Origin of the sequence: Falsirhodobacter xinxiangensis (genome assembly GCF_004959935.1) — a bacterium.
Taxonomy (GTDB): Bacteria; Pseudomonadota; Alphaproteobacteria; order Rhodobacterales; family Rhodobacteraceae; genus Falsirhodobacter; species Falsirhodobacter xinxiangensis.
Genome location: NZ_SMYN01000002.1, coordinates 187,519 through 210,681 on the forward strand (window position 1 = coordinate 187,519; position 23,163 = coordinate 210,681).

Consider the following 23,163-nt stretch of genomic DNA (forward strand, 5'->3'; position numbering starts at 1 on the left):
TGACCAATGCTGATCCTTGAATGCCCGCATTGCGGCATCCGCGCCGAGGAAACCGAACTGTCGCCCGGCGGCGAGGCGCATCTGAAACGCTTCGGCCCCGGTTCGTCGGACCAAGAGTTCGAGGATTACATGTTCGCGCGCAAAAACCCCAAGGGCGTGCATTTCGAACGCTGGCGCCATGCCTATGGCTGCGGGAAATGGTTCATCGCCGCCCGCTGCACCGCCACGCTGGAGGTGTTCGGGACATACCCCGCGCAGACGGCGGAACCGCCGCAGCACATCATCGACGCCGTAAAGACCCGCCGTCCGGGCTGGGAGGGATATAAATGAGCACCCGTCTTGCCTGTGGCGGTCGTCTGATCGACCGCCGCGCCCCGCGCACATTTTCGTTCAACGGCAAGAAGATGCGCGGCTTTCTTGGCGACACGCTTGCATCGGCGCTGCTGGCGAACGATCAGATGCTGGTGGGCCGCAGCTTCAAATACCACCGCCCGCGCGGCATCGTCGCGGCCGGCCCCGAGGAGCCGAACGCCCTGGTCGGCCTCGGCACCGGGTCGCGGTTCGAGCCGAACCAGCGCGTCACCACGACCGAGCTGTTCGACGGGTTGACCGCGACCAGCCAGAACCATTGGCCGAGCCTCGAATTCGACGTGGGGGTCGTGAACAACTATGCCGCGCGATTCCTGCCGGGCGGCTTCTATTACAAGACCTTCATCCACCCGCGTTTCGCGTGGAAACATGTGTTCGAGCCGATCATCCGGCGTTCCGCAGGGCTTGGCAAAGCACCGATCGACCGCGACGCGGACCGCTATGAACAGGCCTATGACTTCGCCGACATACTGGTGATCGGCGGCGGGATCGCGGGGCTTCAGGCGGCGCTGGTGGCGGGACGTTCGGGCGCGCGCGTGCTGGTGCTGGAGCAGACAGCCCATTGGGGCGGGCGTGCCCCGGTGGACGAGGTCGAGATCGACGGACTGACCGCCGGCGAATGGATCGACAACGCCGTCCAAGAGCTTGAAGGGATGGAAAACGTCACGCTCCGCCTTCGGACCATGGGCGCGGGCGTCTATGACCACGGCTATGTGCTGGCGGAGGAGAAGATCGCCGACCACTCCCCGGCCGATGGGCGTCCGCGAAAACGGCTGTGGCGCATTCGGGCGGCCAAGGTCATCGCGGCCCAAGGGGCCATCGAACGCCCGCTCAGCTTTGCTGGAAATGACGTTCCGGGCGTGATGCTGGCGGGTTCGGTGCGCGATTTCGTCGTGAACCACGCGGTCGCGCCGGGGGATCGCACCGTTGTCGTGACCAATAACGACGACGCCTATCGCACCGCGATCCTGCTGGTCGAGGCGGGGCTGTCGGTGCCCGCGGTTCTGGATGCGCGTCCGGTTGCCGATGGCGAATTGCCGCGCCGCGCCCGCGCCATGGGTATCCGGGTGGAAACCGGCCGCGCCATCGCTGCGGTCAAGGGAGGCAAGCGCGTCACCGGCGTCGCCACCTGCGCGCAGGCGGGTCAGGGCGCGGTTCTGGAAACCGTGGCCTGCGATTCCGTCGCCATGTCGGGCGGCTGGTCGCCTGTGGTCCATCTTTGGAGCCATTGCGGCGGCAAGCTGATCTGGGATGAGGCGAATGCCCATTTCCGCCCCGACCCGGACCGCCCGCCGACCGGGCAGGACGGGCAAGGGATGGTCGTGACCGCGGGCTCCGCTTCTGGTGCGCTGACGGCGGATGCGGTGCTCGCGGACGCGACGCAGGCGGCAGGCGGCGGCAATGTGCCCCAAGCCACCGTTCCCCAAGAAGCGCCGGTTGCCGCGATCTGGGTGATGCCGCAAGGCGCGGGGCCGGATCTGCGCGCCAAGATGTGGCTGGATTACCAGAACGACGTGAAGGTGTCCGACGTCCAGCTTGCCGCGCGCGAGGGGTATACCTCGGTCGAACATACCAAGCGCTACACCACGCTGGGCATGGCGACGGATCAAGGGAAGCTGAGCAACATCAACGGTCTGGCGGTCCTTTCGCAAGCGTTGTCCATCGACATCCCGCAGGTCGGCACCACCACCTTCCGTCCGCCATACACGCCCGTCACCATCGGCGCGCTGGCGGGCGAGGCGCGGGACGAAATCTTCCAGCCCCTTCGCCGCACGCCGATCCACGAATGGCACGAAACCCATGACGTCGAATGGGAGCCGGTTGGCCTCTGGCGTCGCCCCTATTGCTATCGCCATCCGGGCGAGACGAGCCATCAGGCCGTCATGCGCGAGGTGTCCAACACCCGCAAGAATGTGGGCCTTCTGGATGCCTCGACCCTTGGCAAGATCATCGTGAAGGGGCCGGATGCGGGGCGGTTCCTCGACATGCTTTACACCAACATGATGTCCACGCTGCCAGTCGGAAAATGCCGCTATGGCCTGATGTGCAACGAACAGGGCTTTTTGTCGGACGACGGCGTGGTGGCGCGCATCGACGATGAGACGTGGCTCTGCCACACCACCTCGGGCGGGGCGGACCGCATCCATGCGTGGATGGAGGACTGGCTGCAATGCGAATGGTGGGACTGGCAGGTCTTCACCGCCAACGTGACCGAGCAATTTGCACAGGTCGCGGTGGTCGGGCCGAACGCGCGCAAGCTGCTGGAAAAACTTGGCGGGATGGATGTTTCCAAGGAAACGCTGCCTTTCATGCAATGGCAGGACGGCACGCTTGGCGGCTTCCGCGCGCGTGTCTATCGCATCAGCTTCTCGGGTGAATTGTCCTACGAGATCGCGGTTCCTGCGAACGAAGGCCGCGCGTTCTGGGATGCCTGCGTGGCAGCGGGGGCCGAGCTTGGTGCGATGCCCTATGGCACCGAATGCCTGCATGTGATGCGCGCCGAAAAGGGCTTCATCATGATCGGGGACGAGACCGACGGCACGGTAATCCCGCAGGACCTGAACCTCGCTTGGGCGATTTCCAAGAAGAAGGCCGACTACCTTGGCAAGCGCGGTCAGGAGCGGGCCTTCCTGGCCTCCCCCGACCGCTGGAAACTGGTCGGGCTGGAGACGCTGGACGGCTCTGTGCTGGAAGATGGCGCCTATGCCCCCGGCGAAGGGCGGAACGCCAACGGGCAGCGCAATACGCAGGGGCGCGTGACCTCGACCTATCACTCGCCCACGCTGGGGCGCGGGATCGCGATGGGTCTGGTGCTGCGCGGGCCCGAGCGGATGGGCGAGGTGATCGAATTCACCAAGCTGGACGGCACGCTGACCAAGGCGAAGATCGTCGATCAGGTCTTCTATGACAAGGAAGGGGCGAAGCAGGATGTCTGAGATGCTGTTCGAAGGTTTCGCCAAGGTCGCGGATGCAGGTCCGGTCGGGATGATCACGCTGCGCGCGAAACCCGGAGCGGCGCTGGACGCCGCGCTTGGCACCGTGCCGGGCCAGCGGCAGATCGCGGGCAACGTCGCGTGGATGTCCCCCGACGAATACCTGATCTTCGTGCCCTATGCCGATGCTGCGGCGAAAATCACCGAACTGGACGCGGCGCTGGTCGGCATCCATCACCTTGCGGTCGATGTGTCGGATTCCCGCGCGGTGTTCGACATCACCGGCCCGAAGGCCGCCGATGTGCTGTCGAAGCTGATGCCGGTTGACTTCCGCACCCTGCCAGTGGGCGAGATCCGCCGCAGCCGCGCAGGGCAGGTGGCGGCGGCCGTCTGGCGGCACGAGGACGGGTTCCGCCTTTTCTGCTTCCGCTCCGTCGCGCGGTATGTGTTCGGGCTGCTGTCCCATTCGGCGCAGCCCGGATCAGAGATCTAGACCGAAGCGCGGATCGCCCGGATGTTCTGCCCATAGACTTCCGGACGATCCACCGATCCGCCTTTGAATACGGCCGATCCCGCAACAAGCACATCCGCCCCCGCTGCCACCACCAAGGGCGCGGTTTCGGGCGTCACGCCGCCGTCGATCTCGATATGGATCGGACGGTCGCCGATCATCGCGCGCAGCTTGCGGACCTTTTCAACTTGGCTATGGATGAAGCTTTGCCCGCCGAAGCCGGGGTTCACTGTCATCACGCAGATCAGGTCGGTCAGGTCCAGAAGATACTCCACCGCCTCGATCCCCGTGCCGGGGTTCAGGGCCAGACCGGCCTTTGCACCGGTGGCCCGGATCGCCTGAAGCGTGCGGTGGATATGCGGCCCAGCCTCCAGATGCGCGGTGATGACGTCCGCACCCGCATCGGCATAGGCCTGGATATAGGTTTCGACGGGCGCGATCATCAGGTGGACGTCCATCACGCCCTTGATGTGCGGGCGGATCGCCTTGCAGGTGGCGGGGCCGAAGGTCAGGTTCGGCACGAAGTGCCCGTCCATCACGTCCACATGCACCCAGTCGGCGCCCTGCGCCTCGATGGCGCGACACTCGGCGCCGAAATTGGCGAAATCCGCCGAAAGGATGGAGGGCGCGATCTTCAGGCTGCGGTCGAATGTCATCTCTAAACCTCCATCGGCGTGACGTGCGGTTGAATAGCCCCCTTCGCCTGCAAGGGGAAGGCAAGATTGCGCGATGGAGAATCGGGCAGGGCGAACAGGGCCGGGGCAAAATATCGGCGCGGACGGGTGCGCGCGAAAGCCGCCGACTGCAAAGACGACCCTGCGGAGAACCAGCTTCTGTAATTGGAACGCCGCCAGTTCGCGCGTTGATCTTGGCCGAACGGCCTCAAATACTCGGCGGAAATCGGCATCGGAGGAGTGGGAATGCCCCGCAGGCGCGACCTTTTGAAATTGTTTCCCGCAGCGGCTTTGTTGGCGGTCGGCGGCAGGGCGTTCGCCGCCCCGGCCAAGGGCGGCACGATCACCTTCGGCATCGAAAGCGAACCGACGACGCTGAACCCGCACCTGAACGGACAGGCGAAGGCGCGCGTCATCCTGCGCAACCTCTACGACACTCTGCTGGCGCGCGATGCGCAGGGGGGCTTCGTTCCGTGGTTGGCCGAAGGGTATGAGGTTTCGTCGGACGGGCTGGTCTATGACTTCACTCTCCGGCCCGGCATTCGGTTTCACGACGGCGTGCCACTGGACGCCGCCGCGCTGGCTGCGACGTTCGAGGCGGTGCGCGACGTCGCCTATGCGCCCTCGTTGGCCGAGGGTCCGGCGGCGGCGATCGCGGCAGTTGAGGCGACCGGCCCGCTCGTCCTGCGCATCACGCTTTCCCGGCCCTATGCACCTTTCCTCGGTTTCGCAGCGGGGCTGGAGATACTGTCGCCCGCGGCATATGCGTCAGATCAGCTGAAGGCGGGGGGACCGGCGGTTGCGGGAACGGGGCCCTTCATCCTCGACGCCTATGCCAAGGGGCAGGAAATCCGTCTTCGCCGCAATCCCGACTACCAGTGGGCCCCGGCGGATGCCGCGCATCAGGGCCCGGCCTTGCTGGAGGGCGCGACCTTCCGGTTCCTTGGCGAATCCGCCGTCAGGATCGGTGCGCTGTCCTCGGGACAGGTCGATGTGATCGAGGGGATTTCCGGCAACGATGTCAGCCTGTTCCGCGATGTGCCGGGCTTCAGCTATGCCCGCGCGCTGAATACGGGGACGCCCTATACGTTGTTCCTGAACGCCCAGCACGGGCCGACCGCCGATCTTGCCGTGCGAAAGGCGCTGTTCGCGGCGCTCGATATCGACGGGGTGCTCGCCTCGGTCTATCGCGGGGAACGGCAGCGGGCATGGGGGATCAGCGGCCCGACCGAGGCGGATTTCTATGACGCCTCCATCGAGCGCTCCTTCGCCTTCGACCCTGCCGAGGCGAACCGCCTGCTGGACGGGGCGGGCTGGACCGCGCGCGATGCGGACGGGTTCCGCACCAAGGACGGCAAACGCCTGTCGATCGAGGTGGTGCAATCGCAGGCGACCGTGCGCGACCAGCGCGACGTGTTGTTGCTGGCGCTTCAGGCGCAGGCGCGGCAGAACGCGGGCATCCTGCTGGACCTGCAATATGTGGACCTCGGGACCTATTCGGCGCGGCGCAAGGGGGGGGATTACGGGTCGATCCCGAACTCCCGCACCCCGGCCAATGACGGGTTGGATATCGAATACCATTACCTGCCGATCGACCGGGGCGGGTCCATCAACTATGCCCGCATTAACGATCCCGAAGTGGTCGAGTGGCTGGCTGCCGCCGCCGCAACGCAGGACACCGCCACCCGCAAGGCGCTTTACGCGCAGGTTCAGGACTTGGCGATCCGGCAGAAGGCCTATGCCCTGCCGCTTTACGTCCCCGAGGACCAGATCGCGGCGGGCGCGCATGTCCAAGGGCTCGGCTTTCGCCCCTATCTTGCGCAGCCGGACAGCCTGCATTCCGTCTGGCTGGACGAGGGGGCGCGGATATGACCCTTGGCCGCCGTATAGCCGGACGTGTGCTGTCCGGCGCTCTGGTGCTTCTGGCGGCGATCACGCTGGCCTTCCTGTCGGTGCATGTCGCGCCCGGCGACATCGTGGACATCATCGTCGGCGATCAGATCCCCGCGCCCGAGGTGGAGGCCGCGATCCGCGCCGAATGGGGGTTGGACCGACCGCTGATCGTTCAATACCTGTCCTATCTGGGGCGCGTCCTGCAGGGGGATTTCGGTCGTTCCTACATGCTCCAGACCGACGTGTTCCCGCTGTTGACCGGACAGCTTCTGCCGACGTTGAAGCTGACGGCGGCCGCCTTCGTGGTCGCGGTGGTCTTTGCGGTGGTGACGGCGCTTCTGACCGCGCATCGCCCCATCGGCGGGCGCATCATGGGCGGTCTGGAGCTGTTTCTGGTCTCCACCCCCAGTTTCTGGCTGGGGATCGTGCTGCTTTACGTCTTCAGCTTCACGCTGAAGATATTCCCCGTCGCGGGCGATCGCAGTTTCTCCGCACTGGTGCTGCCGGCACTGGCATTGGGCCTGTCGCTGGGCGCGGTCGTCGCGCAGGTGCTGCGCCAAAGTCTGGAGCGCGCGCTGGAGGAGCCATTCGCGCTGACCGTGCGAAGCTGGGGCGCGGGCGAGGGCACGTTGCGGCTGCGCCACGCGCTGCGCCACGCGGCCATCCCCTCGGTCACGCTGGCGGGCTGGCTGATCGGCGGGCTGCTGGGCGGTGCGGTCATCACGGAGCAGGTTTTTGGGCGTCCCGGTCTTGGGCGCGTGACGGTGGATGCGGTGCTGTCCAAGGACATCCCAGTAGTGCTGGCGGTCGCGATCTTTTCCTCGGCCATCTATGTCACGCTCAGCACGGCGGTCGATCTGCTGTGCCTTGCGCTGGACCCGCGCATCAGGACGGGGGGAAGGTAGATGACCTTGCAGAACGCCTTCGATATTCCGCGCGGGCCGGGCCCGCTGCGCCGTGCCCTGCGGCTGGCACGCCGCGAATGGGGTGCCGCGCTTGCGTGCCTGTTCCTGCTGGCGGTGGCGCTTGGCGCGGCATGGCCTCAGCTTTTGACCGGCTATGATCCGGTGGCAGCCGATCCGCTTGCGGCTCAGCTTGCACCGGGGGCCGCGCATTGGTTCGGCACCGACCATCTGGGGCGCGACATCTTTGCCCGCGTCGTCCATGGCGCGCGGTATTCGTTGTTGATCGGTGCCTCGGCCACGGTGTTGGCGATGGTGTTCGGCACGTTGCTTGGCCTGATCGCGGGTCTTGCGCGAGGGCTGCTGGACGAAGCGATCTCGCGCTTTCTGGATGTGGTGTCCGCCTTTCCCGACCTTTTGCTCGCGCTGGTGCTGATCGGGTTCACAGGACCGGGGACGGTGAACCTGATCTTCGCGCTGGGCGTCGCGTCCATCCCGCGTTTCGCGCGCGTGGTCCGCAGCCAGACATTCGTGATCGCGCAGTCGGGCTATGTCGAACAGGCACGCACCTTCGGCCTGCCGCGCTGGAAACTGGTCACGCGCCACGTCCTGCCCCATGCCATCGCGCATGTGCCGATCATGGCGACCATCGGCCTTGGGACCACCATCATTGGCTCGGCAGGGCTGTCGTTCCTTGGGATGGGACCGCAGCCGCCTGCGCCCGAATGGGGCGCGATGCTGTCCGAGGGGCGCAACTATCTTCGCAACGCGTGGTGGATCGGCGCATGGCCGGGCATCGCGATCACGCTGACGGTCATCGCGACCGGGGTCATCGGTCGCCGCTGGCAGGCCGCATTCGAGGGGAGGCGCGGATGAGCCTGATCGACATCAAGGGTCTGCACATCGCCTTTCCCGGCGTGGGCGAGGTGGTGCACGGGATCGACCTGACCATCGCACCGGGGGAATCCGTGGCGCTGGTGGGCGAATCCGGGTCCGGGAAATCGGTGACCGCGCGCAGCCTTCTGGGCCTTGGCGGCATCGTCCGGGCCGAACGCTTCACCATCGATGGCGAGGATGTCCGCACCCATGCCGAGCGCGACTGGCGGCGCATTCGTGGGCGGCGCATCGGCTATGTCCTTCAGGACGCGCTGACCTCGCTTGATCCGCTGCGGCGGATAGGACAGCAGGTGGCCGATGCGGGCGCGCCTGACCGCGCAGGGGCGCTGCGGATATTGTCCTCGGTCGGCATTCCCGCGCCCGAGACGCGCCTGCCGCAATATCCGCACCAGCTGTCGGGCGGGCTGCGCCAGCGCGCGCTGATCGGCACCGCCATCGCGCGGGAGCCGGCGCTGGTCATCGCGGACGAGCCGACGACCGCGCTGGATGTGACGGTGCAAAAGCAGATCCTCGATCTGCTGGAGGCGCGCAAGGCGGCGGGCAATGCGCTGCTGCTGATCAGCCACGACCTTGCGGTGGTGGCGCGTCTGGCCAGCCGTGTGCTGGTCATGCGAAACGGCCGCGTGGTCGAAGAAGGGCCGACGTCGGAGGTTCTGCGCCATCCGCGCCACCCCTATACCCGCCAGCTTCTGGATGCGATCCCGACCGCCGCATCACGGGGCAAACGGCTTGCCCCGCGCGGGGCCGATCCGCTGCCGCCGAAACACATCGACGCCTCGCGCACGGTGCTGGAGGTGCAGGATCTGCACAAACGCTTTTCCGGCACCCCGGCGGTGAACGGCGTTTCGTTCCGGCTTGCTGCGGGCGAGGCGTTGGGCATCGTCGGCGAATCCGGGTCGGGCAAGACGACGGTCGCGCGGATGGTCATGGGGCTGACCGAGCCTGACAGCGGGCGCATCCTTCTGGATGGGCAGCAATTTTCGCGGATACCCGAGGTGCAGCGGCGCCCCCTGCGCGCAGGCGTGCAGTTGATCGCGCAGGACCCGCTTGGATCCTTCGATCCGCGTTACACGGTCGAACGGATCGTGGGCGAAAGCCTCGACACGCTGGGCGTCTTTGGGGCCGAACGCCGCGCCCGCGTGCGCGAGGTGCTGGAGGCCGTGCATCTGCCCGAGCGGTTCCTGCAAAGCCGCCCGCGCGATCTGTCGGGCGGGCAGCGCCAGCGCGTCGCCATCGCCCGCGCCTTTGCCCCGCGCCCCCGGTTGATCGTCGCGGACGAACCCGTATCCGCGCTGGATGTGTCGATCCAGGCGCAGGTGCTGGACCTTCTGGCCGAACTTCAGGCCGAATTCGGCACGGCGCTATTGTTCATCTCGCACGATCTGGGCGTGGTGCATCACCTGACCGACCGCATGATCGTCATGCGTGGCGGCGAGGTGGTCGAGGAGGGCGACGTCACCCGCGTCTTCACCGCGCCCAAAGCCCCCTATACCCGCGAGCTGATCGCGGCCATCCCCACGCTCTAGGAGACGACAATGCCCTTTTCGCTGACCCGCCGGGCCTTTGGCGCCGGTGTCCTTGCCGGTGCCGCAACGCTGGCGCTGCCGCTGCGCGCGCAGACGGGCGGGACGCTGACCTTCGGGATCGAGAACGCGCCGCTGACGCTGAACCCGCATATCCACAACCTTGCCAAGACCAAGATGCTGGTGCGCAACCTGTATGAACCGCTTTTGTCGCGCGACGCGGCGGGCGGTTATGTGCCGTGGCTCGCAACGGGGTATGACGTCAGCGAGGACGGGCTGATCTACCGCTTCACCCTGCGTCCGGGCGTGACCTTCAGCGATGGCAGTCCGCTGGATGCGGAAACGGTGGCGTTGAACTTCACCCGGTTCGCCGATGTCGAATATACCGGCGCGCTGTCCACCGGCCCGGTGCAATACCTGAAGGAAGCGCGGGCGAAGGGCAACGTGATGGAGTTGGAGCTGTCCGAACCCTATGCCGCCTTCCTGTCCTTTGCCGCGGCGCTGGAGCTGATCTCGACCCCGTCCTTCGATGCGCCGGGGCTGAAGGCGGGCGAGGGCGTCGCCGGGACGGGGCCCTTCACGTTGGATCGGTATGTGCAGGGGCAGGACATCAGCTTCCTGCGCCGCGAGGATTACGACTGGGCCGCCGCCAATGCCGGCCATCAGGGTCCGCCGCATCTGGAACGTGTGGTGTATCGCTTCCTGCCGGAATCCTCGGTGCGGGTCGGGGCGCTGCTGTCCGGGCAGGTGGACGCGATCGAGGGCATCTCGGGCAACGATGCCGAGCTTTTCGATGGGGTCGAAGGTTTCACCTATGCCTCGGCGCTGAACGGCGGCACGCCCTACACGTTGTTCTTCAACGTGTTGAACGAGCCGACGTCGGACCTTGCCGTGCGGCGGGCCATCAGCGCGGCGGTGGATCTGGAGGGCGTGCTGCAATCGGTCTATCGCGGCCGTCGTCAGCGCGCTTGGGGCATCGCCAGCCCGGTGGACACGTTGGTCTATGACGCCAGTATCGAAGGCGCGCGGCCCTTCGATCCGGCGCTCGCGAACCGCCTGCTGGACGAGGCTGGCTGGGATGCACGCGACGCCGACGGATTCCGCACCAAGAACGGCAGGCGGTTGGCGCTGGACGTGATTCAGAACCAATCCACCTTGCGCGACCAGCGCGAAGTGCTGACGCTGGCCATTCAGGCGCAGCTTCGCCAGAACGCGGGTATCCAGATGCTGATCCACTCGGTGGACACCGGCAGCTTCAACGACCTTCGCAAGGCGGGCGACTATCACGGCTACGCCAACTCCAACGTCTCGGCCGAGGGGTATGGGTTCGACATCCACTACCTGCCGTTCGATGAGGGCGGGCGCAACAATGGCAGCATGTCGAACGATCCGCGCCAGCAGGAGCTTCTGGCCGCCGCGCGGGGCGAGCAGGATGCGGGCAAGCGGTTCGACATCTATGCCGAATTGCAGCGAGAGGTGCTGGTGAATCAGGCGCAGACGTTGCCGCTCTACGTCTCCGAAGATCAGATCGCGGCGGGGGCTCATGTGAAGGGGCTGGGGTTCCGCCCCTATCACCAGCTTGTCGAAAGCGCCTATGACGTCTGGCTGGAGGATTAGGCCGCGCGCGCCGGCGCAGGGGTCAGACCAAGATTCCCGCGCAAGGTGCCCTCGGTGTAGTCCCGGCGGAACACGCCCTTTTCCTGAAGGATCGGGATGACCTGATCGACGAAGCTGTCGAAACCGCCCGGAACGTAATGCGGGGCGAAGACGAAGCCATCGCAGGCGTCGCTCTGGACATATTCGTCGATCTCGGCGGCGACCTGCGCCGGGGTTCCAACGAAATGCTTGCGGGCGGTGACGCGGATGACCAATTCGCGGATCGACAGCTTCTCGGCCTCGGCCAGTGCGCGCCATTTGCGGACGGTTTCCGTGACATCGTCGTGCAGACGGGTGCGACCCAGCGAAAGCTTCGTCTCCAGATCCGGTTCCACTTCCGGCAGCGGCCCGTCCGGGTCATAGGCGGACAGATCGCGGTTCCACGTCTGCTCCAGCGCGGCGATGGCTGCGCGGGGGCTGACCTGCGCCAGCCGGACCTCGCGCAGATTGTGCTGCGCTTCCTCTTCGGTGTCGCCAAGGATGGCATGGGCGCCGGGCAGGATCTTGAGGCTGCCGGGTGCGCGTCCGTTCCGGCCCAGCCGGGTCTGGATGTCGCGATAGAAGGCCTGCCCCTCGGCCAGCGAGCCGTGGCGGGAATATATGACGTCGGCGTGGCTGGCCGCGAAATCGCGACCGCCGGAACTGTCGCCCGCCTGCGCGATGACGGGGCGGTAGTCGCCATGCGGAAAGCCGAAATGCCCCTTCAGCTTGGCATGCGGCAGATCGATGTCGAAATCCCGTCCCGGCGCGGCCCAAAGGGTGCGCGCCGCATCGACGAAATCGCGGGCACGGTCATAGCGTTGATCGTGCGGAAGGTAATCGCCGCGCCGGAAATTCGCTCCGGTGAACGGCCCCGGCGAGGTGACCACATTCCAACCCGCGCGCCCGTTCGACAGGTGATCGAAGCTGGCAAGCTGGCGGGCCAGAACATAGGGATCGTTGAAGGTGCTGGACAGGGTGGCGATGAAGCCCAGCCCTTCGGTCACGCCCGCCAGCGCCGCCATGATCGCCAGCGTGTTCGGGCGGCCCGCCACGTCCATCTCGTATATGCGGCCTTTTTGTTCGCGCAGGCGCAGCCCTTCGGCCAGGAACATGAAGTCGAACTTGCCACGCTCCAGCGTCTTTGCCAGATGGCGGAAGCTGTCGAAGCCGATCTGGCTTCCCGCATCCGGGTGGGACCAGATGGTGAAGTTGTTCACGCCGGGAAACTGCGCGCCAAGGATGATCTCTTTCATGGGAACCTCAGGCTGCGAAACGGTTGGGGGCAGGGGAAAGGCCAAGACGGCTGCGAAGCGACCCTCCGCGCGGGGGCGAGATGACGCCACGGCGGCGAAGCTGCGGCAACAGGCGCAGCAGATGCGGAAGGTCTGACGCGGCGCGCGGGATCAGGTGCCAGCCGGTCAGCCCGTCATGGTGCAGGGCCACGATCTCGTCTGCCGTGATGCCGCCATCCACGGTCAGGTTCGCAAGGCTTGCCAGCGCAAGATCCGCGCCCGCCACCGGGCCGATCACCACAGGCTGTCCCTGCGGCGGGCGCGGCGTGATCGACGGGCCGGAGATCGAGAAATCCTGCCCGCGGAAGTTCACATGATGCAACCGATCGGCGTCCAGAAACCGATGCGCGGCGACGTCGCGGATGATCGCATCGTCCTGCCAGCTGTCCCAAAGCTGGCGGATCGCCTCGACCGCGTCCTCCAGATCGGCGGTCAAATCGGCGGGGGCACGACCGATGGCGGCTTCTTCGCGTCCCGTCGCGGTTTGCACCAGCAGACCCGCCCGCCCATCCGTCACATGATCCAGCGTCGCGATTGCGGTCGACACGTGAAACGGTTCGGCGAAGTTCAGCGCGACCCCGGCGACGATGCCCAGCTTCTGCGTCTGCCCCGCCAGCCAGTTCGCAAGGATCAGCGCGTCCTGCCCACTGTCGAACTGGTCGGTCAGGGTGACGAACTCCGCCGCATCCTCCAGCGCCGGGATCAGCGCGCGCCAGTCGAGGGAAAGATCGGTGGCAAGGCCGATGGAAAGCGGAACGGGCATGGGTCAGGCTCCTTCAAGGGCGAGGTGGTCGCGCAGGGTGCGCCCCTCGTATCGGTCGCGGAACAGGCCGCGGCGGCGCAGTTCGGGGACGACCAGCGCGGTGAAATCGTCAAGGCCCTGCGGCATCAGCGGGGGCATGATGTTGAACCCGTCGGCCCCGCCGGATTCGAAGCGTTCCTGCATGGCGTCCGCGATGTCCTGGGGCGTGCCGATCACCTGCTGATGCCCGCGCGCGCCTGCGACGCGCAGGTAAAGCTTGCGCAGGGTCAGCCCTTCGCGGCGGGCCATGTCGAACAGCAACTCTTGTCGACTCTGGCTGCCATTGGTGGGGGGCAGTTCGGGCGGCGGCGCGTCCAGATCGCATTTCGCCAGCACGTCGCGCAGCCAGCCCCCGGTGATGAGGTCGAGGCCCGTATCGGGGTGGATGAGGTCCTGAAGCGTGGCGAACTTGTCCTCTGCTTCGGCGCGGGTGGGGGCGACGACGGGGAAAAGGCCGGGCAGAACGCGGATGGGACGGCCCGCGCGGGTCAGAAGGTCGGTGCGGAAGGCACGCGCCTCCTCCAGCGTCTGCTGCGCGGTGAAGACGACATCGGCGGTGCGGGCGGCCAGATCGCGGCCCGCCTCGGACGCGCCGGCCTGCACGGTCACGGGACGGCCCTGCGGCGGGCGGGGCACGTTCAGCGGACCCTTCACCTTGAAGAAGCGGCCCTGATGGTTCAGCACATGCCGTCCGGCGGGATCGAAGAACCGCCCCGCCTGTTTGTCGCGCACGAAGGCATCCGCGTCCCAACTGTTCCACAGCGCATGGACGACATCGGCGAATTCGCCCGCACGTTCGTATCGTTCGGCATGGGCCAGATGCGCGTCCAGCCCGAAGTTCCGCGCTTCGGAATCCGATGCCGAGGTCACGAGGTTCCACCCCGCGCGCCCGCCGCTGATATGATCCAGCGACGCGATCTTGCGCGCCGCGTGGAACGGCTCGTTGAAGCTGGACGATATGGTGCAGACCAGCCCGATCCGGTCGGTCGAAGCGGCGAGCGCCGACAGCAATGTGATCGGTTCGAACTGCGCGACATAGGCATGGGCGCTGCGCGACAGAACCTCGGGGTCTTCGCTGCGCGCGCCCGCGCCGTCGGCAAGGAAGATCAGATCGAAGCACGCCGCTTCGGCCTTCCTTGCCAGATCGCGATACCATGCGAAATCCACGCCCGCCGCTGCATTGGCGTCGGGGTGCCGCCACGCGGCGACGTGATGGCCTGCGGGGAACAGGAACAGGCCCAGATGCATCTTGCGATCAGCCAAGGGCGGGCAACCCGAGGTTCGCGCGGAAGCCGCCCTCGACGTAATCGTCGTCCAGCAGGTTGCGCTTGCGCAATTCGGGGATCAGCCCGTTCACCAGCAGGTCCTCCTGATCCGGGTTGCCAAGACCGTGCAGCGTCATCACGTTCAGCACCCCGGCGTCGAAGCGTTCCTTGACCGCATCCGCGATCTGTTCGGGCGTCCCGGCGACGTTCCAATGCCCGGTTTCCTGCGCCTGCTGGATCAGCTCGCGCAGGGTCAGACCCTGGCGGGCGAAGCGGACGAAGATGTCGACGCGGCCCCGGCGGCGGTTCACCGCATTCACGTCCGGCAGCAGGTTTTCGGGCAGGGGCCTGTCCAGCGGCAGGTCCGACAGGTCCAGATCGCCGCCAAGCATGTCGGCCAGCTTCAGCCGCCCGCCGTCATAGTCGATCTTCTCGTGCTTTTCGCGCTGGCGGCGGGCAACGTCGGCCTCGTCCTCGCCGATCAGGGAGTGGAGCGAGTTCATGATGAAGGGCAGCCCCTGACGCCCGGCATCGCGCGCCAGAGCGCGCAGGCGGGTCGCGAACTCGATCGCCTGTGGCAATGTCGGCTGCGAGGTATAGACCACCTCGGCCAGTTCCGCGCCCAGCCGGACGCCGGGTTCGGATTGTCCGGCCTGCCATTGCACCGGGCGGCGCTGCGGCAGGGGTGCGATGTTCAGCGGCCCCGCGATGCGGAAGTGGCGGCCGGTGTGGCTGATGCGTTTCAGGCGCCGCTGATCCACGTTCACGCCGCGTGGACCGCGTTTGGACGCATCGGCGGGAAGGCCGTCGTAAAGCGCGTTGATGACCTCGATAAACTCGCGCGCGCGGTCATAGCGTTCCTCGGGGGTGGGAAGGTCGCCGCCGAAATTCTCCTCGCCGACCGAGGATGTGACCGCATTCCAAGCCGCGCGCCCGCCCGAGACGTGGTCCAGCGTGCCCACCAGCCGCGCGATGTTGTAGGGGTCCGCAAATGTGGTCGAAAGCGTGGCGACCAGCCCGATATGGGATGTGTGCTGCGACAGGGCGGCAAGGGTGATCAGGGGTTCCTGCGTGCCGGTGTTTCCGGTCACTCCGGCAAGGTCGGCGTGAAGGACATCGGCGGTGAAGAAACCGGTGACCTTCAGCGCCTCGGCCTGTTTCGCGATGCGGGTGGCGCGGTCGATGGCGGTGCCGGGCGTGTCCCCCGGCGCGTGGGTAAAGGTCGGCGCGCCGACGAGCGTTTTCAGGCGGGCGGGGCGTTCAAGCGTCATGGGTTTCTCGGACATGGGCGGCGATCTGGGTGATCGATGCGATGCGGGCGCCGGATTGGGATACGGGGCAGTCGATGATGAACTCGTCGATCCCGTGGCGTCGGTGAAGGTCTTGCAGATGGGCGTGGATGTCGTGCGCGGTGCCCAGAAGGACGCGCGGCGTCTTGCGTTCGATCCGGTATTCGGCCGCGCCGATTTCGGCGGCATAGCGTTCCGCCGCGGCTTCCGAGCCGAGGTTCACGCTTTGCCGTCCCGGAATGTGCAGCCGCCAGCGGGTCAGATCGCCCGCCAGCGCGCGGGCAGCCTCGGCGCTTTCGGCTGCGATGGCGGCAAGGGCCAGCACGGGCTTGCGATCGGAGGCGGCGATGACGGCCTCCAGTTGCGCCTCGTCGCCGTCGATATGGCCGGCATGAACCAGCGTCCAGCCGTAACGGTTCGCAAGCTCTGCGCTTTCCACGCTGGCCCCCAGCATGAAGCGTTGCGGCGCGGTTGCGGGGATGGGAAAGGCGCGCAGCGATGCCGTGCCCGACAGATAGGCGGAAAGGTCGGCCAGCTTTCTCTCGAACGGGGCAAGCAGCGCATCGTCCACCTGCCGGAGCGCGCGGGCCGCTTCGGGCAGGCCGCCGGGGGCCTTGCCGACGCCCAGATCGACACGGCCCGGCGCAAGTGTTGCCAGAAGCCGCGCCACCTCGGCCACCTTGTAGGGGCTGTAATGGTTCAGCATGATGCCGCCCGACCCGATGCGGATGGTCGAGGTCCTCGCCAGAAGATGCCCGATCAGCACCTCGGGGGCAGAACCCGCGACGCCGGGGTTGTTGTGATGCTCGGCCACCCAGAAGCGGCTGTAGCCCAGCTTTTCCGCCGTCTGCGCCAGATGCACGGTCCGGTCCAGCGCCTGTTCCGCAGGCTCGTTCCCATCCAGCGGCGATTTGTCCAGAAGGCCGATGCGATAACTCACGCGAGGCCAGCCTCTTTCAGCGCGCCGAAGCCGCCTTCGACATCGACGGCGTTGGTGAACCCAAGACCGCGCAACGTTTCGACCGCCGGACCCGATCCCGCGACCGAGCCGCAGAAGACGACGATGCGGCTGTCCTTGGGCAGATGACCGAGCGCACCGCCGAACAGGGGAGCGATCTGGTCCTTGGCGACGATCACGGCGCCCGCCGCCTCGCCATTTTCGGCGCGCCCTTTGGCCGATCGCACGTCGATCAGGAGGTCGGCACCCCGGGCGCCATTGGCTTCGATACGGCTGGTCATGTCAGGTCTTCTCCATAGTCGGCATATCCGCCAGGAGCGGACGCAATGCGCAGGCGTCGGTCAGGATCTGGCGGTAATCCTGCGCGGTGAATTCATAGGGCAGTTCCAGCCGCAGATCGGTCGCCTCGGGCAGCACGGGATCGCGGCGCAGATGCTCGGCGATTTCGGCCACGGTGCCGACCAGATCGGGCAGGTAGAGCGTGCCGCGCGGCCCGTTCGGGCGCAGCGTGCGATCGTTTCGGCTGGCGGCGAAGGCGCGGTATCGCGCGACGGTTTCGGGGGCCGCGCCGTCGGTCGGCAGGATCACGCGGCCCAGCGCGATGCGCGGCGGCTGCGGCGATTGCCAAGCGGCCCGAAACAAGCGGATCAGGCGAAGCTGCGCCTCGTGGAAATCCGCCGTCGTCTCGCCCGCGACGATGTTGCCCGTCAGCAGGTTGAAACCGTTGGCACCCGCCCATGTCGCCGACCCCGTCGATCCGCCGCCATACCAGAGCCGCGCGTCCAGCCCTTGGGCACGGGGATGCAGGCGCGGCACCTGCTTGCCCGCCGCATTGCCGGACACCGCGCCCTCGGCCAGCGGCAGCCCCTGGATCGCGCGCTTCAGCCGTTCGGCCTGAACATAGCGCCCGCCGGGTTCGGGCCGTGCGAGCAGATCGCCAAGCAGCGGCGCATAAGGCGCGCTTCCAGTGCTGACGCCCACATTCAGCCGCCCGCCCGACAGCGTGTCGGCCAGCGACAGATCCTCGGCCAGACGGAAGGGGTTTTCGTAATCCAGCTGGATCACCGCGCTGCCAAGGCCGATGCGCCTGGTGCGCTGGCTGGCCGCAGAAAGGAACACCGCCGCCGATGACACGCCCGTTTCCAGATGCCGCTGGCGCACCCATGCGCTGTCATAGCCCAGCGTTTCGGCCAGCGCGAAGATGTCCAGCGTCTCGTCCAGCCCTGTCCGTGGATCGTCCGCGTGGAACGATCCGGGGATCAGGAAGGCTAGGTGGCCGATCATGCCGGAACCTTGGTGCGGTGGGCGGCGATGCGGGCAAGCACGCGTTCCGCCTGCTGTGCCTTGATCGCGGCGACCGTCACGGCGGCCTCCTCGGCATTTGCATCGGGCAGGCGGATCGGCGTTTCGGGCAGCGCCGCGCCGCCGATCGCCTTTTCGAACGGCAACGAGCGATAGCGTTCCGGATCGACCGACCTGTCGAACAACGGACGATAGCCCAGCGACAGATAAAGCCCGACCGCTTCGGGCTGAAGATGTCCGGTCGTCAGATAGGCGCGGGTGTATCCCAGTTGGGCCGCCCGCTCCTCCAGCGCCAGCATGATGCGGCGGGCAAGGCCGCTGCGGCGGTGATCCGCATGCGACCAGACGCGCTTTATCTCCACCGTTTGGTCGTCATGGCTCATGAAGGCGCCTGCGGCAATCGTCTGGCCACCGCGTTGCAGCACGAGAAAGGTGCCCAGCGGCGGCGCGAAAGCATCGGGGGGATAGCGCAGCATTTCGTCCTGCGCGCCCGAGTTGCGGCCATAGGCGGAATAGCGGCGAGTGTATTCCGCCGCCAGATCCTCGAACACCACGCGGGTATTGTCGGCGGTGGGCGAGGTTTGGACGATGATGTCGCTCATTCTTCGATCCAGATGCCTTGCGCGTTTTCGGGTAGCTGCTTGAACGGGCGGAAGGAGATGCCGTGGACGGTCGCCTCGGCTGCGATCTGGTCCTCGGGAACGTAGATCGGCAAAGCCAGCGCCCGGTCGCGGATCGCGAAATCCTGAAGCCGGGAATACAGATCGAAGCGCGCCTTGCGGTCATGGGTCGCCGCAGCCTCGTGCAGCCATTGCTTCAGCTCGGGGTTCGAGGCGCGGGAGTAGTTGATCGAGCCACCCTCCTTGACCGGCAGGTAGTGATACTCGATATCCACAGCATCCGTAGGCGTGTTGGAGTTCGCGATGGCGCCGAACAGCCCCGTGTTGCGCCGTTCGGTATAGGTGCCCGCATCGACATAGACGATGGCAAGGTCGATCCCCGCATTCTGCCGCGCCTGCGCCTGAAGCGCCTGAAGCAGCACGTCGCGCTGGTCGCGGACGGTGGCCTGCGCCTGGATCACTTCGATGGTCAGACGGTTGCCGTCCTTAGTACGGAAGCCGTCGGCGTCGCGGGCTGTCCACCCGGCATTGTCCAGAAGCGTATTGGCCTGTTCGGCGTCGAAGCCGTAGCTGCCCTCGATCCGCTTGTCATAGAAGTGGGTATCGACGGGGGTGGTGATCCCCCAGGCCCGCGTGCGCTCCCCGCGATAGACCGACGCGATGACGGCATCCACGTCGATGGCCGCGATCAGCGCGCGGCGGACCTCGACATCCTGCGTCGGGCCGTGTTCGACGTTGAGGAACAGCGAATAGGGCGTGCCGGTGTTGAACGCGCTTTGATAGGTGAAGGCGTCGTCATCGCGAAAGATCGCCGCGTCATTCCCCGAGACCCCTTCGATCACGTTCACCTGACCCGAGGAAAGCGCCCCCGTCCGCACCGAGGATTCCGGCAGGATGCGATAGATCACCTCGTCCAGATAGGCCGGTCCCTGGTTCGCGGCGGTGGCCGGGGGCCAGTGGTAATCCTCGTTGCGGGTATAGCGCAGCTGCTGGCCTTTGACGTATTCGGCCAGAATGAATGGCCCTGTGCCCGCGATATCCGTGCCGCCAGATTGCAGCTGGTCCGAGGCGAAGGCTGCCGGAGAGATGATGTCCAGACCCGCCGCGAAATCAAGGAAGGGCGCATAGACCTGCGAGAGCTTCAGCTCGACCGTATGGTCGTCGATCGCGCGGGCTTCGGTCAGGTTCTTGGCCGGACCGTTCGCCGCGCTGCGAGCATAAGCGGCGTCCTTCTGCGCGATAAAGTTCTGCACGACCGCCTCGGCCGTCAGGGGTTGGCCGTCGGTGAAGGTCACGTCGTCGCGCAGGGTGAAGGTATAGGTCAGCCCGTCATCGCTGACGGTATGGGCCTTTGCCAGCCACGGGATGTAATCGCCATCCGCCGTGCGATAGAGCAGCGATTCATAGGTGTTGCGCAGGTAGAGCTTGGTCTTGTCCTGCCCATTGATATGAGGGTTCAGCGTTGCCGCCTCGGTCTCGATCCCCCATGTCAGGGTTCCGCCGCGCACTGGCTCCTGCGCGGCAAGGCTGGCCGTTCCCAACAGCAGGGCAAGGGCCGCGTTTCGTGCGATCTTCCGGATGGGGAGTGTCATTATGCGAGCGTCCGCTGCTTGATATAGACGAAATGTCTATCAACTTGGTCGAGGTTATTTGCGAGCTTCGCAGTGTGTCAACGATCCGCAAAAGGCGACGGAAACTTTGGAGGATTCCTGCTTTTCAGCGCCGCCGCGGGGAAGAAATTTCCTTTGCATGCGGGCATCGAAGCTATCTGTTTTGCGCTTGTGCCTCGGGGTCTGTGAAGCGATGGGCAAGCGCGACCCAAAGCTGCGCGGCCGGGCCGATGGCGCCGTCGTCGAACCGGTATTCCGGGCTGTGGAGCGGGGCGCTGTCGCCGTTGCCGACGAAGATGAAGCTGCCGGGCCGGTGGTCGAGGTAATGGGCGAAATCCTCGGATGCCGTGCGTGGGCGGAAGCCTTCGATCACCGCGTCAGCGCCCAGCGTGTCCACGGCCACCTGCCGCACCAGCCGCGTCTCTGCCACCGAGTTCACAACGCTGGGGATGCCACGGCGATAGTCCACCTCGGCCACGGCACCGAAGGCATGGGCCACCGAATGCAGGATGGCCGGGACCCGTTCGGCCAGCACCTCGCGCACGCCGGGCGAATAGCTTCGCAGGCTGAGCGACAGGTCCACCGCGCCAGGGATGACGTTGTGAACCTCGCCGCCATGGATGGAGCCGACGGTCACGACTGCCATCTCCAACGGATCGACATTGCGCGAGACTATGGATTGCAGGGCCGAGATCGCTTGCGCCGCCGCGACGACGGGATCGTTGGCCAGATGCGGCTCGGCCCCATGGCCGCCCCGACCGACGATGCGGGCGGCAACCTTGTCCACTGCCGCCATCGCCGGGCCCTCGACGAAGCCGAATTGCCCGGCGGGCATGCCCGGCCAGTTGTGCAGCCCGAAAACGGCATCGACAGGGAAGCGGTCGAACAGCCCCTCTTGGATCAGCTTGAGAGAGCCTGCGCCGATCTCCTCGGCAGGTTGAAAGATCAGGACGACCCGGCCCGGCGGCGGGCGGCGCGACAGATCATAGGCCGCCGCAAGGAGGATGGCGCTGTGCCCGTCATGGCCGCAGGCATGCATGACGCCCGGGACGCGGCTGGCAAAGGACAGGCCCGTCGCTTCGGTGATCGGCAGGGCGTCGATGTCGGCGCGGATCGCGATGGCGCGCGGCCCGTTTCCCAGCGAGGCGACCACCCCGGTGCCGCCCATCCGCGTGACGGAAAAGCCCCAGCCTTCCAGCAGCGCGGCGATCCGGTTGCCTGTCTCGGTTTCGCTGAAGGCAAGTTCCGGGTTCTGGTGAAACTCGCGCCGGAGGGCTATGAAATCCTGAATGCCCAAGGGTCAGCCCGCCTTGGCATGACGCGGCGCGGCGTATCGGCTTTCGCGGCGTGGCAGGCCAAGGTGATCGCGCAACGTCGCGCCGGGCAGGGTGCGGTCGTAGCGGCCGAGCCGTTCAAGCTCTGGAATGACGAGCCGCGCGAAATCTTCGAGCCCCTGGGCCGACACGGCGAAGCCGAGGATGAAGCCGTCGCAGGCACCCTGATCGATCCAGTGGACGATCTTTTCGGCAACCTCGGCCCCCGTGCCGATGAAATTCGGGCGAGGGGTCGCGGCGGCCAGCGCAGCCTCGCGCAGCGTCTGGCCCTTGGCGCGGGCATCGGCCTTGATCCGGTCCGTGGTGGATCGGAAGCTGTTCTTGCCCAGATCGCCCAGATCGGGGAAGGGTGCATCCAGATCGTATTGCCGGAAGTCATGGTGATCGAAGAAACGGCCAAGATAGGCCAGCGCGTCGTCGATGGTCAGAAGGTTCTGGATCTCGCGGTATTTCCGTTCGGCCTCCTCGTGGGTTTCGGCGACGATCGGCGCGATGCCGGGGAAGATCTTCACGTCATTGCGCGACCGCCCGTGGGCCAGCGCGGCTGCCTTGACGCTTTCTGTGAAGGCGCGCGTTTCTTCGATATTCGGGGAGTGGGTGAAGACGGCATCGGCATATTTGCCCGCAAGCTGGATACCCGCATCGGACGCGCCGGCCTGAAAGATCACGGGCTGGCCCTGGGGCGAGCGGGGCGAGTTCAGCGGGCCGGCAACCTCGAAGAAGCGACCCTTGTGGTTCAAGGGGTGCAGGCCCGACGGGTCGAAGAAGCGGCCCGTCTGCCGGTCGCGGATGACAGCGTCGTCGTCCCAACTGTCCCAGAGCCCCTGCGTGACTGCAAGATATTCGTCCGCAATCTCGTATCGCAGAGCATGGTCGGGGTGGTTGCGGGAATAGTTCAGCGCCGTCCCCTCCAGCGGGGTCGTGACCACGTTCCAACCCGCCCGGCCACCCGAGATAAGGTCGAGCGAGGCGAATTGCCGGGCAACGGTGAACGGGTCGGAATAGGAGGTGGAGACGGTCCCCGCGAGACCGATCTTCGTCGTCGTGACGGCAAGGGCGGACAGGATCGTCAGCGGCTCGAACCTGTTCAGGAAATGGGGGATGGACTTTTCGTTGATGTAGAGCCCGTCAGCAACGAAGGCGAAGGCGATGCCCGCCTCCTCCGCCTTGCGCGCCTGCGTGATATAGAAATCGAGGTTGACGCTTGCATCCGCGGGGCCGGACGGGTGCTTCCACGCATTCATATGCCCGCCGGGACCGTGCAGCATGATGCCGAAGGGAACGGAGTTTGCAGTCATGTCGCGCCTCGTAAGGGAAATGTCGGAGGTCAGGGTAGAAAGCGCGACAGCGG

Annotated in this window: 20 protein-coding genes; 8 read left to right on the forward strand and 12 right to left on the reverse strand. The window is 66.4% G+C overall.

Translation table 11 applies throughout. The features are described 5' to 3' along the window. Window positions 1-6: 6 nt before the first annotated feature. From E2K76_RS03055 to E2K76_RS03065, 3 genes are read left to right on the forward strand one after another with little or no spacing between them, the layout of a single operon-like run. Window positions 7-330, forward strand: coding sequence for a sarcosine oxidase subunit delta (locus tag E2K76_RS03055; RefSeq protein WP_136682795.1), 324 nt, complete (start codon window positions 7-9; stop codon window positions 328-330). Continuing rightward, the gene (locus E2K76_RS03060) at window positions 327-3,305 is read left to right on the forward strand and encodes a sarcosine oxidase subunit alpha family protein (protein WP_136682796.1); all 2,979 of its coding nucleotides are present in this window, start codon (window positions 327-329) and stop codon (window positions 3,303-3,305) included. The genes E2K76_RS03055 and E2K76_RS03060 overlap by 4 nt, the downstream gene beginning before the upstream one ends. After that, the gene (locus E2K76_RS03065; protein WP_136682797.1) at window positions 3,298-3,795 is read left to right on the forward strand and encodes a sarcosine oxidase subunit gamma; all 498 of its coding nucleotides are present in this window, start codon (window positions 3,298-3,300) and stop codon (window positions 3,793-3,795) included. Before E2K76_RS03060 ends, E2K76_RS03065 begins: the two co-directional genes overlap by 8 nt. On the opposite strand, the gene rpe is transcribed toward E2K76_RS03065, so the two are convergent. Then, window positions 3,792-4,469 carry a ribulose-phosphate 3-epimerase gene (gene rpe, locus E2K76_RS03070; protein WP_136682798.1) on the reverse strand — a complete coding sequence of 226 codons (678 nt, stop codon included), beginning with the start codon at window positions 4,467-4,469 and terminating at the stop codon, window positions 3,792-3,794. The genes E2K76_RS03065 and rpe overlap by 4 nt on opposite strands. Window positions 4,470-4,733: 264 nt before the next feature. Between rpe and E2K76_RS03075 the strand changes: the two genes are divergently transcribed. The 5 genes from E2K76_RS03075 to E2K76_RS03095 are packed head-to-tail and all read left to right on the forward strand — an operon-like array spanning window position 4,734 to window position 11,319. Continuing rightward, window positions 4,734-6,359 (forward strand): ABC transporter substrate-binding protein, encoded by a 1,626-nt coding sequence (locus E2K76_RS03075; protein WP_136682799.1) that lies wholly within the window; start codon window positions 4,734-4,736, stop codon window positions 6,357-6,359. Then, the gene (locus E2K76_RS03080; protein WP_136682800.1) at window positions 6,356-7,285 is read left to right on the forward strand and encodes an ABC transporter permease; all 930 of its coding nucleotides are present in this window, start codon (window positions 6,356-6,358) and stop codon (window positions 7,283-7,285) included. Before E2K76_RS03075 ends, E2K76_RS03080 begins: the two co-directional genes overlap by 4 nt. Beyond that, the gene (locus E2K76_RS03085; protein WP_136682801.1) at window positions 7,286-8,158 is read left to right on the forward strand and encodes an ABC transporter permease; all 873 of its coding nucleotides are present in this window, start codon (window positions 7,286-7,288) and stop codon (window positions 8,156-8,158) included. Then, window positions 8,155-9,705, forward strand: a complete 1,551-nt coding sequence (locus E2K76_RS03090; protein WP_136682802.1) for a dipeptide ABC transporter ATP-binding protein — start codon at window positions 8,155-8,157, stop codon at window positions 9,703-9,705. The genes E2K76_RS03085 and E2K76_RS03090 overlap by 4 nt, the downstream gene beginning before the upstream one ends. A 9-nt stretch (window positions 9,706-9,714) precedes the next feature. Then, complete coding sequence (locus tag E2K76_RS03095; RefSeq protein WP_136682803.1) at window positions 9,715-11,319, forward strand: ABC transporter substrate-binding protein; 1,605 nt, start codon at window positions 9,715-9,717, stop codon at window positions 11,317-11,319. On the opposite strand, the gene E2K76_RS03100 is transcribed toward E2K76_RS03095, so the two are convergent. The 11 genes from E2K76_RS03100 to E2K76_RS03150 all read right to left on the reverse strand — a co-directional run bounded on the left by E2K76_RS03100 (window position 11,316) and on the right by E2K76_RS03150 (window position 23,110). Then, window positions 11,316-12,593 carry an LLM class flavin-dependent oxidoreductase gene (locus E2K76_RS03100; RefSeq protein WP_136682804.1) on the reverse strand — a complete coding sequence of 426 codons (1,278 nt, stop codon included), beginning with the start codon at window positions 12,591-12,593 and terminating at the stop codon, window positions 11,316-11,318. The two genes, E2K76_RS03095 and E2K76_RS03100, sit on opposite strands and share 4 nt — an antisense overlap. A 7-nt stretch (window positions 12,594-12,600) precedes the next feature. Then, window positions 12,601-13,395 (reverse strand): LLM class flavin-dependent oxidoreductase, encoded by a 795-nt coding sequence (locus E2K76_RS03105; protein WP_136682805.1) that lies wholly within the window; start codon window positions 13,393-13,395, stop codon window positions 12,601-12,603. A gap of 3 nt (window positions 13,396-13,398) precedes the next feature. Beyond that, window positions 13,399-14,697: an LLM class flavin-dependent oxidoreductase gene (locus E2K76_RS03110; protein WP_169053188.1), complete on the reverse strand. Its 1,299-nt coding sequence runs from the start codon at window positions 14,695-14,697 to the stop codon at window positions 13,399-13,401. Next, window positions 14,690-15,985, reverse strand: coding sequence for an NtaA/DmoA family FMN-dependent monooxygenase (locus E2K76_RS03115; protein ID WP_220432165.1), 1,296 nt, complete (start codon window positions 15,983-15,985; stop codon window positions 14,690-14,692). Before E2K76_RS03115 ends, E2K76_RS03110 begins: the two co-directional genes overlap by 8 nt. Beyond that, window positions 15,960-16,928, reverse strand: a complete 969-nt coding sequence (locus tag E2K76_RS03120; RefSeq protein WP_136682807.1) for an MsnO8 family LLM class oxidoreductase — start codon at window positions 16,926-16,928, stop codon at window positions 15,960-15,962. Before E2K76_RS03120 ends, E2K76_RS03115 begins: the two co-directional genes overlap by 26 nt. Next, window positions 16,925-17,227 carry a rhodanese-like domain-containing protein gene (locus E2K76_RS03125; protein ID WP_136682808.1) on the reverse strand — a complete coding sequence of 101 codons (303 nt, stop codon included), beginning with the start codon at window positions 17,225-17,227 and terminating at the stop codon, window positions 16,925-16,927. Before E2K76_RS03125 ends, E2K76_RS03120 begins: the two co-directional genes overlap by 4 nt. A gap of 1 nt (window position 17,228) precedes the next feature. Further along, window positions 17,229-18,230 carry an LLM class flavin-dependent oxidoreductase gene (locus tag E2K76_RS03130; protein WP_136682809.1) on the reverse strand — a complete coding sequence of 334 codons (1,002 nt, stop codon included), beginning with the start codon at window positions 18,228-18,230 and terminating at the stop codon, window positions 17,229-17,231. Next, entirely contained in the window at window positions 18,227-18,850 is a 624-nt protein-coding gene (locus E2K76_RS03135) for a GNAT family N-acetyltransferase (RefSeq protein WP_136682810.1), read from the reverse strand. Before E2K76_RS03135 ends, E2K76_RS03130 begins: the two co-directional genes overlap by 4 nt. Continuing rightward, window positions 18,847-20,460 (reverse strand): ABC transporter substrate-binding protein, encoded by a 1,614-nt coding sequence (locus E2K76_RS03140; RefSeq protein ID WP_136682811.1) that lies wholly within the window; start codon window positions 20,458-20,460, stop codon window positions 18,847-18,849. Before E2K76_RS03140 ends, E2K76_RS03135 begins: the two co-directional genes overlap by 4 nt. A gap of 172 nt (window positions 20,461-20,632) precedes the next feature. Next, window positions 20,633-21,775, reverse strand: a complete 1,143-nt coding sequence (locus E2K76_RS03145) for an amidohydrolase (RefSeq protein WP_136682812.1) — start codon at window positions 21,773-21,775, stop codon at window positions 20,633-20,635. A 3-nt stretch (window positions 21,776-21,778) separates the two neighbouring features. Further along, window positions 21,779-23,110, reverse strand: coding sequence for an LLM class flavin-dependent oxidoreductase (locus E2K76_RS03150; RefSeq protein WP_136682813.1), 1,332 nt, complete (start codon window positions 23,108-23,110; stop codon window positions 21,779-21,781). Between the last annotated feature and the right edge of the window lie 53 nt (window positions 23,111-23,163).